This is a genomic window from Olsenella sp. CU969 (assembly GCF_905219715.1).
Lineage (GTDB): Bacteria > Actinomycetota > Coriobacteriia > Coriobacteriales > Atopobiaceae > Granulimonas > Granulimonas faecalis.
In genome coordinates, this window is the sequence record NZ_CAJMXC010000002.1 from 1 (window position 1) to 15,749 (window position 15,749).

Sequence of the window (15,749 nt, forward strand, 5' to 3'; positions counted from 1 at the left end):
TGCTCATGAAGCCCGCGCCCGTCTTCGAGTGCGTCCGCGAGCTGGCGGGGGAGGGGGCGGCGCCCCGCACGGTGTTCTTCTCGCCCGCCGGCCGCACCTTCACCGAGGACGTGGCCCGCGAGCTCGCGGCCGAGGAGCGCCTGCTCTTCGTCTGCGGCCGCTACGAGGGCATGGACGAGCGCTGCTACACCCTGGCCGACGACGTGCTCTCTTTGGGCGACTACGTCCTCACGGGCGGGGAGCTCGCCTGCATGGCCGTCACCGACGCCGTGGTGAGGCTGCTCCCCGGCGCCCTCGGCGNCGAGCGNTCGGCTCAGGAGGNGTCGTTCTCGGACGGGCTCCTCGAGTACGCCCAGTACACCCGGCCCGCGTCGTTCGAGGGCATGGACGTGCCGGGGGTGCTCCTCTCGGGCGACCACGCCCGGGTGGACGCCTGGCGCAGGCGCGACGCCCTCGTGCGCACCGCCCGCCGACGCCCCGACCTCCTCGCCTCCGCGCCCATCACCGACGAGGAGCGCGCCTTCCTCGTGGAGTCGGGGCTCCTGTCCGGGTAAAGTNGNTGGAACGAGTCGAGGTCGAGGAGGCAGCCATGGCAGGTACCGGTTCCGCTGGGAGAAAGGGCCCGTCCCGCCTCCGGGACGTCGTCGAGTGGGTGGCCGTGGTCGCCGTGGCGGTGGCCGTGGCCGTCTTCGTGCGGGCCTACGTCGCCGAGCCCTTCGAGATCCCCACGGAGTCCATGGTCGACACCATCCAGGTGGGCGACCGCGTGCTGGGGGAGAAGGTCAGCTACCTCGGCTCCGGGCCCGCCGCCGGCGACGTCGTCACCTTCCACGACCCCGAGCAGCCCTCCACGACGCTCATCAAGCGCGTCATCGCCACCCCCGNCCAGACCGTNGNCATNCGCGACGGTGCCGTCTACGTCGACGGCGAGCGGCTCGACGAGCCCTACACCGGGGGGAAGCCCACCGAGCCCATCGAGGGGCGCCACGCCGCCTTCCTCGACGGCGACGTCTCCTACCCGCTCACCTTAGGGGAGGACGAGTACTGGGTCATGGGCGACAACCGCACCAACTCCCTCGACTCCCGCTACTTCGGGCCCATCCGCCGCGACTCGGTGACCTCCAAGGCCTGGTTCATCTTCTGGCCCCTCAACGACGTGGCGCTCCTGGGCTAGGCGGCTCCCCCTCACCGGCGGTCCCCGAAGGGCTAGTATTGGAAGCCGCCATGACCGCACGCACCCGAGGGGAACGAAGCCTATGCACAAGGACGCACTGACGTTCCAGGCCATGATCCTGGCCCTGGAGCACTACTGGGCCGGTTGCGGCTGCACCGTGATGCAGCCCTACGACTCTGAGGTCGGGGCCGGCACCTTCCACACGGCGACGTTGCTCCGCTCCCTCGGCCCCGCCCCCTGGGCCTGCTGCTACCCGCAGCCCTGCCGCCGCCCCGCCGACGGCCGCTACGGCGAGAACCCCAACCGCATGCAGCACTACTACCAGTTCCAGGTGCTCATCAAGCCCAGCCCCGCCAACGCGCAGGAGCTCTACCTCGGCAGCCTCGAGGCCATCGGCCTCGACCCGGCCAAGCATGACGTGCGCTTCGTCGAGGACGACTGGGAGAGCCCCACGCTGGGCGCCTGGGGCCTCGGCTGGGAGGTGTGGCTCAACGGCATGGAGGTCACGCAGTTCACCTACTTCCAGCAGGTGGGCGGCATCGAGTGCGACCCGGTGCCCGTGGAGATCACCTACGGTCTCGAGCGCATCGCCATGTACGCCCAGGGCGTCGACTCCGTGTACGACCTCGTGTGGAGCTACCTGCCCGACGGCACGCCCATGACCTACGGCGACGTCTTCCTCGAGAACGAGCGCGAGTTCTCCGCCTACAACTTCGAGGTCGCCGACGTCCCCATGATGCGCCAGAAGTTCGACGACTACGAGCGCGAGTGCCGCCGCTGCCTCGAGGCCGGGCTGCCGCTCCCGGGCTACGACTGCGTGCTCAAGTGCAGCCACGCCTTCAACCTGCTCGACAGCCGCGGCGCCCTGTCCGCCACCGAGCGCACCAACTACATCCTGCGCGTCCGCACCCTCGCCAAGGCGGCGTGCGAGTGCTACCTCGCCTGCGTGGCCTCCAAGGAGGTTGAGTAAGCCCATGACCCAGACCAAGGACTTCCTGCTCGAGATCGGCTCCGAGGAGCTGCCGAGCGCGCCCCTCGACCGTGCCGCCGCCCAGCTTGCGAGGCTCGTCGAGGCCGGCCTCGACGACGCCGGGCTCGCCCACGGCGGGGTCCGCGTCGTCTCCACCCCCCGGCGCCTCGCCGTGCTCGTGGCCGACGTCGCCTGCGCCACCGAGGCCGCCCACTCCGTCATGCGCGGCCCGGCGGCCGCCATCGCGTTCGACGCCGACGGCAACCCCACCAAGGCGGCCGTCGGCTTCGCCCGCGGCAAGGGCGTGGACCCCGCCGACCTCGTGGTTCGCGGGGACGGCGGCAAGGACTACGTCTTCGCCGAGGTGGACGAGCCCGCCGTGCCCGCCGAGCAGATCCTCGCGCCCCTCTGCGAGCGCGTCATCGCCGGCCTCGACTGGCCCCGCAGCCAGCGCTGGGGCTCAACCCACGAGCGCTACGGCCGGCCCGTGCGCTGGATCTGCGCCCTCTTCGGCGACGAGGTGCTCGACGTCTCCTACGCCGACGTCACCTCCGGCCGCACCACCCGCGGCCACCGCGTGCTGGCCCCCGGCGAGCACGTCGTGCCCGAGCCNTCCGCCTACGAGGCCGTGCTCGAGGACGCCCGCGTCCTCGGCCACGAGGAGCGCGCCGCCCGCATCCGCGAGGGCATCGCCGCCGTGGAGTCCGAGTTCGGCGTCACCGTGGACACCCCGGCCCGCGTCTTCGACGAGGTGGTCAACCTCTGCGAGTGGCCCACGGTCCTGGTGGGCCGCTTCGACGAGGAGTTCCTCTCGGTCCCCCACGAGATCATCTGCGAGTCCATGCTGTCCCACCAGCGCTACTTCCCCACGTACGACGGCGACGGCAACCTCACCCGGGCCTTCATCGTCGNGGGCAACGGCGACCCGGCCTGCTCCGAGACCGTGGTGGACGGCAACGAGCGCGTGGTGCGCGCCCGCCTCGACGACGCCAANTTTTTCTTCGAGGAGGACCTNAAACACCCCCTCGAGGACTACCTGCCCAGGCTCGAGACCGTGACCTTCCAGGAGCGCCTCGGCACCATGGGCCAGAAGGCCGCCCGCATGGTGGCCCTCGCCCCCGCGGTGGTCTCCGAGGCCGGCGGCACCGAGGAGCAGCGGGACCACGCCCGCCGCGCCGCGCACCTCGCCAAGGCCGACCTCGTCACCCAGGCCGTCGTGGAGTTCACGAGCCAGCAGGGCGTCATGGGCGGCTACTACGCCCAGGCGGCCNNNGAGCCCGACGAGGTCTCCAGCGCCGTGGCCCAGNNCTACCGCCCGCGCTTCGCCGNCGACGAGCTCCCTGAGGGCCTCGTCGCGCGGGCCGTCGCCNTGGCCGACAAGCTCGACACCATCTGCGGCATGTTCGCCATCGACGAGCCGCCCACGGGATCCTCGGACCCCTTCGCCCAGCGCCGCAGCGCCATCGGCGTCATCCACATGCTCGAGGACATGCCCCAGGCGAGCCTCTCCGACCTCATCGATGCCTCCCTCGACGCCTATGCGGACCAGGGACTCTCCTTCGACCNCGGCGCCGTCGCCCAGAGGGTGAGGGAGTTCTTCCTCGGGCGCCTGGCCACCATGGCCAAGGACGAGGGCATCGGCCCCGACACCGTGGCCGCGGTCTCCGCCGCCTCGGTGATCGACCCGGCCGAGTTCTTCCAGCGCGCCCGGGCCCTGGAGCGGGCCCAGGTGGAGGACCCCGAGCTGTTCGAGGCCCTCGCGGGGGCCTACGCCCGCGCCGCCAACCTCGCCGACGCCGACCTCGGCTGCGACGTGGACGAGAGCGGCCTCGGCGACGCGGAGAGGCGCCTCCTGGACGCCTGTGTGAACGGCCAGGCCGCCGTGTCCGCCGCCCTGGCCTCCGGCGACTACGAGGGCGCCCTGGCCGCCCTCGGCGCCCTCAGGGGCCCCATCGACGGCTTCTTCGACGAGGTCATGGTCATGGACGACGACCCGGCCGTGAGGGAGAACCGCCTGCGGCTCCTCAACCGCTTCGCCGCCGTATTCTCCGGTGTGGCCGACTTCGGCGCCTTGGGAAGGGGTCGTTAGGCAACCAACTCCCTTGTTATTTTGAAAAGGCCGCCTGCTCCCAAGCGTTGCAGGCGGCCTTTAGTTACTTGTAAAATTGCCAAGGCCCGTCAACGACAGACTCCTCGCAAGGAGGTCCCTTGGCTAAGTACAGTTTCGAAGGGGAGGCCATCGACTACGCGNCCGACNNCGCGGTCATCCACGTCATCTCCGACTCCCTGGGGGAGACGGCGTCGAGCGTGGTCACCGCGGCCGCGGCGCAGTTTCCCCTCGGCTCGGTGCGTATCCTACNCCTTCCCAAGCTCCAGGCGCTCAGGCAGGTGAGGGAGTACTTCGACTCCCTCGACCCGGAGAGCGCGGAGCACCCCAGTGCCGTGTTCCACACCATCGTCGACCCCGACCTCCGTCGCGAGGTGCGCCGCGAGCTCGACGAGCGCGAGATCCCGTCGGTCGACCTGCTCGGCCCGGGCATCGCCATCCTCTCGTCGCTCACCGGCAAGGAGCCCGTGGGCATCCCCGGCNTCAACCACGAGGCCGACGACCGCTACTTCCGNCGCATCGACGCCATGGAGTTCTTCGTCGAGCACGTCGACGGACGCAACCCGCAGGACCNGCCCAAGGCCGACATCGTGCTCATCGGCGTCTCCCGCACCTCCAAGACGCCGCTGTCCATGTACCTCGCGTTCATGGGATACAAGGTGGGCAACGTGCCCCTGGCCCTCGGCGTCGAGCCCCCCATCGAGCTCGAGGAGGTGGACCCGGCCCGCATCTTCGGGCTCATGTCCACCACCGACACCCTCGTCTCCATCCGCATGCGCCGCCTGTCCAAGGACGGGGCGTCCGACTACGCTGCCTCCTACGCCGACCCCGCCGAGGTGGTGGCCGAGCGGGCCGAGGCCCGCAAGCTCATGCGCCACCTGGGCTGCATGATCANCAACANCAGCGGGAAGGCCGTCGAGGAGACCGCCAACGAGATCATCGCCCAGATCGAGGAGCTCAAGCGCATCCGCGCCGAGTACGCCGCCCGGGAGCGGGAGGCCCAGGGCTCCGAGTAGGTCCTTGGCCATTCACCGGTGGACAACCTTCGCCGGTTTTGGTTGGATACTGATATATGTATCGGCACGAGGCGCCCTTCGGGGCGCGAGAGAGGCGCATCCCGTGCGCCGCAAGCAAAAGGGAGATTTATGGCTGACCCGAACAAGCATGTGTACCGCTGGGGCATCGACGCCTCCGGCAACGACATCACCGAGGCCGACTCCTCGATGAACTACGTCGTCGGCGGCAAGGGCGCCAACCTGGCCGAGATGGCCAAGATCGGCCTGCCCGTGCCCCCCGGCTTCTCCATCACCTGCCAGACCTGCGTCGCCTATTCCGGCAACGACAACACCTGGCCCGAGGGCGTCCTCGACGAGATCGACGCCGCCCGCGCCGACCTCGAGGAGCGCATGGGCAAGCGCCTGGGCGACCCGGCCGACCCGCTGCTCGTCTCCGTGCGCTCCGGCGCGCCGTTCTCCATGCCCGGCATGATGGACACCGTCCTCAACCTCGGCCTCAACGACGAGTCCGTGGAGGGCATCATCGCCCAGACCGAGAACCCGCGCTTCGCCTGGGANTCCTACCGCCGCTTCATCCAGATGTTCTCCAANGTGGTCATGGGCGTGGACGCCGACCTCTTCGAGAACGCCATCACCCAGCGCAAGCTCGCCAAGGGCNTCAAGAACGNCACCGACCTCACGGCCGACGACCTCAAGGAGCTCGTGGCCCAGTTCAAGAGGATCTTCTCCGACAACGTCGACACCCAGGCCCACCCCGAGATCGTGGTGGACGGCGTCGCCACCTTCCCGCAGGACCCCTACCTGCAGCTGAAGCTCGCCATCGAGGCCGTCTTCGGCTCCTGGATGAACGAGCGCGCCATCCTCTACCGCCAGCAGAACAAGATCCNCGACGACCTCGGCACCGCCGTCAACGTCCAGATCATGGCCTACGGCAACAAGGGCAACGACTCCGCCACCGGCGTCGCCTTCACCCGCAACCCCGCCGACGGCACCCGCGAGTACTACGGCGACTTCCTGGTCAACGCCCAGGGCGAGGATGTCGTGGCCGGCATCCGCAACACCCAGCCCATCGCCGAGCTCAAGGAGATGGAGNGCCTCGAGGAGGCGGGCGCCCAGCTCNAGGACATCTTCGAGCTCCTCGAGAACCACTACCACGACATGATGGACATCGAGTTCACCATCGAGAACGGCAAGCTCTGGATGCTCCAGACCCGCGTGGGCAAGCGCACCGCCCTGGCCGCCCTCCACATCGCCATCGACATGGAGCGCGAGGGCCACATCACCAAGGAGCAGGCCGTCTGCCGCGTCAACCCCCAGCAGCTCGACCAGCTCCTGCACCCCCAGATCGACCCCAACGCCAACCTGGACGTCCTGGCCACCGGCCTCAACGCCAGCCCCGGCGCCGCCGTGGGCGAGGTGGTCTTCTCCAGCGCNGACGCCGTCGACTTCGCCGAGCAGGGTCGCCCCTGCATCCTCGTGCGCTGGGAGACCAACCCCGACGACCTCAAGGGCATGGTCGCCGCCGAGGGCATCCTGACCTCGCACGGCGGCAAGACCTCCCACGCCGCCGTCATCGCCCGCGGCATGGGCGCCCCCTGCGTCTGCGGCGTTGAGGCCCTGAAGATCGACGCCGCCAACAAGGAGGCCAAGGTCAGCGGCACCGACGTGGTGCTCCACGAGGGCGACGTCATCACCATCGACGGCACCACCGGCCGCGTGGTCCTCGGCGCCGTGGAGCTCGTGAAGCCCGAGCTCGCCGGCGACCTCGACACCATCCTCCAGTGGGCCGACGAGATCCGCGACGACGAGTCCCTCGGCCGCGTCATGGGCGTGCGTGCCAACGCCGACAACCCCGAGGACGCCAAGCTGTCCCTCGAGTTCGGCGCCCAGGGCATCGGCCTCTGCCGCACCGAGCACATGTTCCTCGGCGACCGCAAGCGCATCATCCAGGACTACATCCTCTCCGAGGACAAGGACGTCAAGGACCGCGCGGTCAAGGACCTCACCGAGGCCCAGGAGGGCGACTTCCTCCAGATGCTCGAGACCATGAGCGGCCACCCGATGATCATCCGCCTGCTCGACCCGCCGCTGCACGAGTTCCTCGACAGCCCGCGCGAGCTCGCCGTCGAGATCNCCAAGATGNAGGCCACCGGCGCCGACCCGGCCCTCATCGCCGAGAAGAGCGCCCTGCTCGCCCGCATCGACGCCATGGCCGAGGCCAACCCCATGCTCGGCCTCCGCGGCTGCCGCCTCGGCNTCATGTACCCCGAGCTCAACGAGCTCCAGGTGCGTGCCATCGCCACCGCCACCGCCGAGCTCAAGGCCCGCGGCCTCGACCCCGAGCCCGAGATCATGATCCCGCTCGTCTCCACCGCCGAGGAGCTCGCGATCGTGCGCGCCCAGGTGGAGCAGGTCATCGCCGAGGTCGAGAAGAAGTTCGGCTGCGAGCTCGACATCCCCGTGGGCACCATGATCGAGCTGCCCCGCGCCGCTGTCACCGCCGACGAGATCGGCAAGTACGCCGACTTCTTCTCCTTCGGCACCAACGACCTCACCCAGACCGCCTTCGGCTTCTCCCGCGACGACGTCGAGAGCGCCTTCATCCCCACCTACCTGCGCAAGAAGCTCCTGCGCACCAACCCCTTCGAGACGCTCGACGCGGGTGTCGCCAAGCTCGTGGGTATGGGTGTCGAGGGCGGCCGCGAGGCCAACCCCGGCCTCGTCTGCGGCGTCTGCGGCGAGACCGGCGGCGACCCCGACTCCATCGTCATGTACTACGACCTCGGTCTCGACTACGTCTCCTGCTCGCCGTACCGCGTGCCCATCGCGCGCCTCACGGCGGCCCAGGCCAAGATCGCCGCTGCCGGCAAGATGGGCCACGTCGACAAGTAGGCCCCTCCCGTACCCATACCGGCAGCTGAAAGGCGGCCGTCCCGGAAGACCGGNGCGGCCGCCTTGTCCATGGCGGGCGGTTTGAGAACGAGGACGCGGGCGGTCGGCGGCCGCGGTCGGTGCGGGTACCTGCGGGAGGTGCCGACGTCCCGGGGCGCGACGCTCAGCGGTCGGCCACCGTGCTCTCGCCGTGGTTCCAGAGGATGTCGTCGGTCTCCTCGAGCCCGCGCCCGTTGGCGAGGCACCAGGCGATCACCGTGTCGCGCCGGTTGTCGGCCATGAGCNGGGCGTGGCCGCCCAAGACGAGCATGTGGCTGGCCTCCTCGGGGGAGAGCTCGAGCCCGAACGCCAGCTGCAGCAGCTTGTCCCGGGAGGCGTGGCGCGACCCGGCGATGATCTGGTAGCCGAAGGTCGAGTTGAGCTTCGACGCCCTGATGGCCTCGATGCGGGTGCACCGGCGGGACTCCAGCGTGGACTTGAGCCAAGACACCAAGGTCTCCTGCGAGAAGGGTCTTGCGAGAGCCTTCTCGAGAGAGATGCCAGCGAGCTTGGTCAAGTGTTCGGTTCCCATGGCGACCCCACGTTTCCCTTCACCGGATGTTATATATGATGATGCACAAGTTGCGAGTCCTATTCATCAGCTAGTGGCTGAATCTTCCCATTTCTTTTCTTTTCCCATAGAGGGACAGTGGGGCCGCTTCTTTGGACCTCCCGTGAATCGACGTCCGTCCCTTGTGCGGGATTGACTCCACCGCTACCATGTTCGTTCGTGTGCAAAGCTATGTGTCGGCCGCAGCGCGGCGGCACCTCTAGGAAGAGGAACCATGGATTACATTCGTGCCATCGAGCGCCAGCAGATCCGCGAGGACATCCCCACGGTCATCCCGGGCGACAACGTGAAGGTGCACTACCGCATCAAGGAGGGCGACCGCGAGCGCGTCCAGGTCTTCCAGGGCGACGTCATCCGCATGTCCGGCGAGGGCGCCCGCGAGACCTTCACCGTCCGCAAGATCTCCTTCGGCGTGGGCGTCGAGCGCACGTTCCCGCTCTACAGCCCCAAGATCGCCAAGCTGGAGGTCGTCCGTCACGGCGACGTCCACCGCGCCAAGCTCTACTACCTGCGCGACCGCGTGGGCAAGGCCGCCCGCATCCGCGAGAAGCGCTAGGCCGCAGACACCCGCACCCGAACGCGCCCGCCCCGAGCGGGCGCGTTTTTTGTGCGCACCAGAAGGGAGCGTGCCATGGAACCCGCCNCCGCCGTCGCCCGGGCGCTCCGGGAGGCCCCCCTGGAGGGGCTCGAGGCGCTCATCGAGGCCAGCTCCGACGACCCCCGCGCCACGGTGGCCTCCGCCGTCGCCCGGGCCCGCCGCCGCCTCGAGCGGGAGCGGGCCGACCGCGAGCGTGTGGCGGGGCTCTACCGCACCATGGACGGGCTCGCCGAGGGCGGCCTGGCCGTGGGGGTGGACGAGGTGGGGCGCGGGCCCCTGGCCGGCCCCCTCGTCGTGGGGGCCGTGGTGCTCCCGCCGGAGCCCATAGTGTGGGGCATCGACGACTCCAAGCGGCTGTCGCCGGCCGCGAGGGAGCGGCTCGACGCCCGCATCCGTGAGGTCGCGACGGCCGTGTCCCTCGTCTGGGTGCCGCCCGCGGATATCGACGCCCACGGCANGTCCGCCTGCCTTCGCCGCGCCATGGGGGAGGCGGTCTCCGCCTGCGGCGTGGAGCCCGACGCCGTGCTCATCGACGGCAACCCCGTCCACGCGCACCCCCGGGAGCGCTGCCTCGTGGGCGGTAACGGCANGGTCGCGTCCATCGCCTGCGCCTCCATCGTGGCCAAGGTGGCCCGCGACCGGCGGATGGTGGAGCTCGACGCCGCGTACCCTGGGTACGGGTTCGCGTCCAACAAGGGGTACGGCTCGGCGTCCCACATCGCCGCCATCCGCTNCCTGGGGCTGACCCNCGAGCACCGGGCCTCGTTCTGTGGCCGTTTTGTGGACTGAGCGGCGAGGGCCCCTGGGCGCCCGTCGCCCCATCCTCCGNAGGAGAATCGAACCTTGATGAAGGCCCCCGCCGTTGCCGGGGGCCTTTCCTGTGTCCCCCGGTTTCCGACCGTCNGCGGTCGGGGCCGTGTCGGGCAGCCGTCGGGTACCGGTCGGGAACCGGTCGGGGCCGCCTTCCACCATGGTGCCCGTCCAGCGGGTCCCAGACACGAGGAGGAAGCCATGGAGGACGTCAGGGGGGTCATGGAGGTCACGGGGGCGTCGGGGGCTGACGAGGCGGTGGTCGTGGACCAGGGCGTGGCCGCCGACACGTCGGTGCCGCCCTGGGACGCCTACCCGCGCCCCCAGAAGTCCGTGCGGGAGTACACGGAGCGCGAGCTCGGGGCCGAGGGCGAGCACCTCGCCCAGGTCTACCTCGTGCGTCGCGGGCTCGAGATCCGCGACCTCAACTGGGTGTGCCCGGGCGGCGAGGCGGACATCGTGGCTGCCGAGGAGCGCGGGTGCGTGGTGCTCGTGGAGGTGAAGTGCCGCCTGGCCATCGACGCCCCCGAGGAGCCCATGCCCGAGCTCGCCGTCGACCGGCGCAAGCGCGCGAGGTACCGGAGGATAGCCCTCTACTACCTCTCGGAGCACCCGGAGGTGGANTCCGTGCGCTTCGACGTGATCGCCATCAACATCGTCCAGGAGCGGATGGCCCGCCTCCGCCACCTGGTGGGGGCCTTCGCATGGGACGGCCAGTGAGCCGCCACGGGGCGTCGGTCCACACGGCGGTGCTCCGCGGCGCCGAGGCCGTGCCCGTGGACGTGGAGGTGGACCTCGCGGGCGGCATTCCCGGCATCAACATCATCGGCATGGCCGACAAGGCGGTGCTCGAGGCCCGGAGCCGCGTGCGGTGCGCCTTCCGGGCGAGCGGGTTCTCGCTCCCGCGCATGAGCGTGACGGTGAACCTCGCCCCGGCGGACGTCCGCAAGGCCGGGACCGGGCTCGACCTGCCCATAGCGGCCGCCATCCTGGCCGCGGCCTCCCAGGTGCCGAGGGAGGGGCTCGACGGTTACCTCCTCGTGGGGGAGCTCGGGCTCACCGGGGAGGTCTCCCCGGTGCCGGGGGCCATCGCGTTCCAGAAGCTCGCCGCCGAGCAGGGTCTCGTCCTCGCCGGGGCCCCGGGGGAGGCGGCCCGGGCGCCCATCGGCGCCCCGCCGGTGCCCGTCCCGTGCCTCTCCCGGCTCAAGCAGGGCATGGGCGCCCTCGCCGAGGCGGCGGCCGGGGCCCCGGTACCCGACGCCGTGCGCCCGGGGCCCCAGGAGGCCGTCGACTTCTCCGACGTGGTGGACCAGGAGGCGGTGAAGAGGGCCTGCGTCGTGGCGGCGGCCGGCGGCCACGGCATGCTTATGGTGGGGCCGCCGGGGACCGGCAAGACCATGGTCGCCCGGCGCATGGCCACCGTCCTGCCGCCCCTGGAGGGGGAGGAGCTCATCGAGGCGGCCGTGATCCACTCGGCGGCGGGCCTCGACGCCTCCGGCATCCTCGCCGGCGAGCGGCCGTTCCGCGCGCCGCACCACACGGTGTCGTGCGCCGGGCTCGTGGGCGGGGGCCGCCCGGTGGGGCCAGGCGAGGTGTCGCTCGCCCACTGCGGGGTGCTCTTCCTCGACGAGCTCCCGGAGTTCGCCGGCAACGTGCTCCAGACCCTGCGGCAGCCGCTGGAGGACAAGCGCGTGGTGCTCGTGCGGGCCGACGGCACCTACCGGTTCCCGGCCGACTTCCAGCTCGTGGCCGCGGCCAACCCGTGCCCCTGCGGGCACCTGGGGGACCGCGGCCGGGAGTGCACGTGCTCGGCGGCCCAGGTGCAGCGCTACCAGGCCCGGGTGGGCGGCCCCCTCATGGACCGCATCGACATCGTGTGCGACGTCGCGAGGCCGAGGCCGGGCTCCATCATCCGCGGCNANGAGGGCAGGGGCTCGGCCGANNTGCGCGACCAGGTGCTGGCGGCCCGGGAGTTCGCCTCCTGGCGCCGCTCCCAGGGCGTGGGCGACGGCCCCGTGTCGTCCCTCGGGCTCGACGAGGCGGCGTCCGGGCGCCTCGACCTCCTCGCCCGCACCGCGTCGCTCGGCGGCCGCGCCGTCACGCGGATCGCACGGGTGGCGCGCACCGTGGCCGACATCGAGGAGAGCCGGGCGGTCACGGCGCGGCACGTCGCCGAGGCCTCGCTCTGGCGTCAGAGGGAGGTGGCCTGACATGGCCGACATGACGGCGGGGTTCGAGCTCGTTCCCGGCGACGACCTGTGGCCGCCCCTGGTGGGGGAGGGGTCCGGCATCGACCGCATCTACGGCCGCGGCGACCCCTCCGTGCTCTCGACGCCCTGCATATCGGTGGTGGGGGCCCGACGCGGGACGCCCTACGGCCTGGCCGTGGCCTCGCTGGCGGGCCGCGTGGCCGCCGAGGCCGGGCTCACGGTGGTGTCCGGCGGGGCCATGGGGGTGGACGCCGCCGCGGCGCGGGCGGCGCTCGCGGCGGGCGGCCGCACCGTGGTGTGCGCCGGCACCGGGGCCGACCTCGTGTACCCTGCGAGCAGCCGCGACGTCTTCGAGGGGGCGACCGCCCAGGGAGGGGCGGTCGTCGCCCTCGCCCCCTGGGGGACCGGGCCGATCCGGTGGACCTTTCCGAGGAGGAATCGCCTCATCGCCGCCCTCTCGCCCGTGCTCGTGGTGACCGAGGCCGGGCTGCCCTCCGGCACCTNCTCCACGGCCGACGCCGCCGTGGAGCTCGGGCGCACGGTCTACGCCGCGCCGGGATCCATGTTCTCGCCGTCGTCGAGGGGCACCAACCTGCTCATCTCCCAGGGGGCCACCATGATCGTGGACGAGGAGTCGCTGGAGATGTCCATCTCCATGGACTACGGGGTCCTGAGGAGCCCTCGCATGCGCACGGCCAAGGACCGGGGCAGGCTCTACTCGGCCCTCGTGGGCCAGGCCATGCGGCCGGACGACCTGGCGGCGGCTCTCGGGAAGGGTGTGCTCGAGGTCATGCGCCTCCTCGCCGACTACGAGGCGGAGGGACTCGTCCGCAGGCTGCCCGACGGCCGCTACAGCCCCACGGAGGCGGCGCTTCTCGACGAGGTCTGAGGGGCGGTACGGGGTATGCTTGGACGACGGCGGAACGGGAGGGCGGAGCGCCCGGGGAGGGGGACACGTGGAGAAGGTCACCGTGATCGGCGGCGGTCTGGCGGGCAGCGAGTGCGCCCTGGCCCTGACGGCCCGCGGCGTCCCGGTCCGCCTCGTGGAGCAGCGCCCCGGCGGGGACGCCCCGGCGCACCACACCGACGGCCTCGCCGAGCTCGTGTGTTCCAACTCCCTCAAGTCGACGAACCCCGAGAGCGCCGCGGGCATCCTCAAGGGCGAGCTCCACACCCTGGGCTCGCGCCTCCTGCCCCTGGCGGAGGCGTGCGCCGTGCCCGCCGGCGGCGCCCTGGNNGTGGACAGGGCCGCCTTCTCCCGCTCGGTCACCGAGGCCGTGGGGTCCGAGCCGCTCANCGAGCTCGNCCGCGAGNNGNCGACGTTCANCCTCGACGGCCCCGTGGTGGTGGCCGCGGGGNCGCTCTGCTCCGACGCGCTCTTCTCCGCGGTCTCCGACCTTCTGGAGGCCCACGGGACCCCGGGCTCGCTCTCGTTCTTCGACGCGGCGGCCCCCATCGTCGACGCCTCCACCATCGACCGGACCGNGGTCTTCACGCAGTCGCGCTACGGCGCNGAGGGGGAGGGCGACTACCTCAACTGCCCCCTGGACCGCGGTGAGTACGAGGCCTTCGTGGAGGCCCTCGTGGGTGCGAGGCGCGTCGTGCAGAAGGACTTCGAGCAGCGCGACCTCTTCCNGGNCTGCCAGCCNGCCGANGAGGTGGCCCGCACCGGCGTGGACTCGCTGCGCTACGGTGCCATGAAGCCCGTGGGTCTCGTGGACCCGCGCACGGGCTCGCGCCCCTGGGCGGCCCTCCAGCTGCGCGCCGAGAACGCCGAGCGGAGCGCCTACAACCTCGTGGGCTTCCAGACGAACCTCGCCTGGCCCGAGCAGCGCCGCGTCTTCTCCATGGTGCCGGGGCTCGAGAACGCCGAGTTCTTCCGCTACGGCGTCATGCACCGCAACACCTTCATCGACGCGCCCCGGGCCCTGGACCGCACCTTCCGCGTGCCCGGCACCCGGGTGCGCTTCGCCGGCCAGATCTGCGGGACCGAGGGCTACGTGGAGGCCGTGGCGTCGGGGCNCCTGGCGGCCCTCAACACCTACGCCGACCTCGCGGGGGCCCCGGCCGTCGACCTGCCCCGCACGGGCGCCCTCGGCTCGCTCGTGGCCTACGCCACGGACCCGGCCACGGTCGACTACCAGCCCATGCACGTGAACTTCGGCCTCGTGCCGCCCCTCGATGGGCCACGGCGCAAGAAGCGCGAGCGCTACGCCGCCTATGCCGCGCGGGCGCGGGCGGACCTCGACGCCTGGGTCGCCGGGCGCCCCGACCTGTTCCCCGGGGCGGCGCGGCCGTGAGCGCGGGCTGGGAGGGGAGGCTGGGGGACTTCCTGCACTTCCTCGCCACGGTGAGGAACCTCTCGCCCAACACGGTGCGCTCCTACCGCTGCGACCTCGAGGGCTTTCTCTCGTGGTGCGACCGCACCGGCACCGACCCGGCGGCGCTCGGCCCCTCGGACGTCCGCGCCTACCTCGGGGAGCTCCGGCGGGCCCGCTACGCGGGGCGCACGGTCTCGAGGCGGCTCTCGGCGCTCCGGACCTTCTACGACTGGCTCGGGAGGGAGGGCGTCGTCGAGGGCAACGTGGCCGCGGCCGCGTCGTCGCCCAGGACCGGGCGGCCCCTCCCCGAGGTGCTCGACGACGACCAGGCATCCGCCCTCATCGCCGCCGCGGACACCTCGACCCCCGAGGGTCTCAGGGACCGCGCGCAGGCCGAGCTCATGTACGCGTCAGGCGCGCGCATCGCCGAGGTGGCGCACCTCTCGGTGGGCGACGTCGACCTCGGGGCCGGGGGCGTCCGGCTCTTCGGCAAGGGCTCCAAGGAGCGGCTCGTCCCGCTCTACCCGGCCGCCTGCCGCGCCGTGGGGGCCTACCTCCGCGACGGCCGGCCCGCCCTCGCCGCGCGGGCGGCGCACGCCTCCGACGCCCTGTTCCTCTCCAGCCGCGGCAACCCCATGGGGGCCGACGCCCTGCGCGTGCGCTTCGAGCGCCTCGCCGCCCTCGCCGGCCTGNCCTCCTCCGTGACGCCCCACGCCATGCGGCACACCTTCGCCACCGAGCTGCTCTCGGGCGGCGCCGACCTCAGGAGCGTCCAGGAGCTCCTCGGGCACGCCTCCATCTCCACCACCCAGGTCTACACGCACCTGTCGGTGGACCGCCTCAAGGAGGCCTCGCTCCAGGCCCATCCCCGGTCCGGGCGGTGAGCCGCGGCGCTTTTGTGGGGTCCCGGTAGAGAAGGGCCGGTCCTGAACTGGGGGTGGCGCCGGGGNGCCNCCGTGCNTATACTGTGGTCTTGCTGTGCAAAAGCACAGGAGAAGACACACGCGTGGCCACTCGGCAGCCGCGGTGCCCGGACCTACA

At 71.6% G+C, this 15,749-nt stretch carries 13 protein-coding genes; all 13 read left to right on the forward strand.

Annotated features, from left to right (window positions below; genetic code table 11):
- A partial coding sequence (locus JX283_RS00315; protein ID WP_204828809.1) for a tRNA (guanine(37)-N(1))-methyltransferase occupies nt 1–554 on the forward strand: 554 nt, incomplete at its 5' end.
- Between the two features lie 35 nt (nt 555–589).
- A complete protein-coding gene (gene lepB, locus JX283_RS00320; RefSeq protein WP_204828810.1) occupies nt 590–1,174 on the forward strand; it encodes a signal peptidase I in 585 nt (194 codons plus the stop codon).
- Between the two features lie 82 nt (nt 1,175–1,256).
- A complete protein-coding gene (locus tag JX283_RS00325; RefSeq protein WP_135977314.1) occupies nt 1,257–2,144 on the forward strand; it encodes a glycine--tRNA ligase subunit alpha in 888 nt (295 codons plus the stop codon).
- A gap of 4 nt (nt 2,145–2,148) precedes the next feature.
- Nucleotides 2,149–4,233: a glycine--tRNA ligase subunit beta gene (glyS, locus tag JX283_RS00330; RefSeq protein ID WP_204828811.1), complete on the forward strand. Its 2,085-nt coding sequence runs from the start codon at nt 2,149–2,151 to the stop codon at nt 4,231–4,233.
- Nucleotides 4,234–4,352: 119 nt separating this feature from the next.
- Entirely contained in the window at nt 4,353–5,267 is a 915-nt protein-coding gene (locus JX283_RS00335; protein ID WP_239652386.1) for a pyruvate, water dikinase regulatory protein, read from the forward strand.
- Between the two features lie 129 nt (nt 5,268–5,396).
- On the forward strand, nt 5,397–8,159 hold the full coding sequence (ppdK, locus tag JX283_RS00340) for a pyruvate, phosphate dikinase (RefSeq protein WP_204828812.1): 2,763 nt from the start codon (nt 5,397–5,399) through the stop codon (nt 8,157–8,159).
- 824 nt (nt 8,160–8,983) lie between these two features.
- Nucleotides 8,984–9,325 carry a 50S ribosomal protein L19 gene (gene rplS, locus JX283_RS00345; RefSeq protein WP_135977318.1) on the forward strand — a complete coding sequence of 114 codons (342 nt, stop codon included), beginning with the start codon at nt 8,984–8,986 and terminating at the stop codon, nt 9,323–9,325.
- 75 nt (nt 9,326–9,400) lie between these two features.
- A complete protein-coding gene (locus tag JX283_RS00350; protein ID WP_204828813.1) occupies nt 9,401–10,156 on the forward strand; it encodes a ribonuclease HII in 756 nt (251 codons plus the stop codon).
- A gap of 222 nt (nt 10,157–10,378) precedes the next feature.
- Nucleotides 10,379–10,897: a YraN family protein gene (locus tag JX283_RS00355; RefSeq protein WP_239652387.1), complete on the forward strand. Its 519-nt coding sequence runs from the start codon at nt 10,379–10,381 to the stop codon at nt 10,895–10,897.
- A complete protein-coding gene (locus JX283_RS00360; RefSeq protein ID WP_204828814.1) occupies nt 10,882–12,387 on the forward strand; it encodes a YifB family Mg chelatase-like AAA ATPase in 1,506 nt (501 codons plus the stop codon). Before JX283_RS00355 ends, JX283_RS00360 begins: the two co-directional genes overlap by 16 nt.
- 1 nt (nt 12,388) lies before the next feature.
- On the forward strand, nt 12,389–13,276 hold the full coding sequence (locus JX283_RS00365) for a DNA-processing protein DprA (RefSeq protein WP_239652388.1): 888 nt from the start codon (nt 12,389–12,391) through the stop codon (nt 13,274–13,276).
- Nucleotides 13,277–13,343: 67 nt separating this feature from the next.
- Entirely contained in the window at nt 13,344–14,687 is a 1,344-nt protein-coding gene (gene trmFO, locus JX283_RS00370; RefSeq protein ID WP_204828815.1) for a methylenetetrahydrofolate--tRNA-(uracil(54)-C(5))-methyltransferase (FADH(2)-oxidizing) TrmFO, read from the forward strand.
- Complete coding sequence (locus tag JX283_RS00375) at nt 14,684–15,592, forward strand: tyrosine recombinase XerC (protein ID WP_204828816.1); 909 nt, start codon at nt 14,684–14,686, stop codon at nt 15,590–15,592. The genes trmFO and JX283_RS00375 overlap by 4 nt, the downstream gene beginning before the upstream one ends.
- The last annotated feature ends 157 nt before the right edge of the window (nt 15,593–15,749 follow it).

What these genes read in the sequence shown, in the direction of transcription:
- JX283_RS00325 (WP_135977314.1), top strand. Translation starts at nt 1,257, where the DNA reads ATGCACAAGGACGCACTGACGTTCCAGGCCATGATCCTGGCCCTGGAG.
- rplS (WP_135977318.1), top strand. Translation starts at nt 8,984, where the DNA reads ATGGATTACATTCGTGCCATCGAGCGCCAGCAGATCCGCGAGGACATC.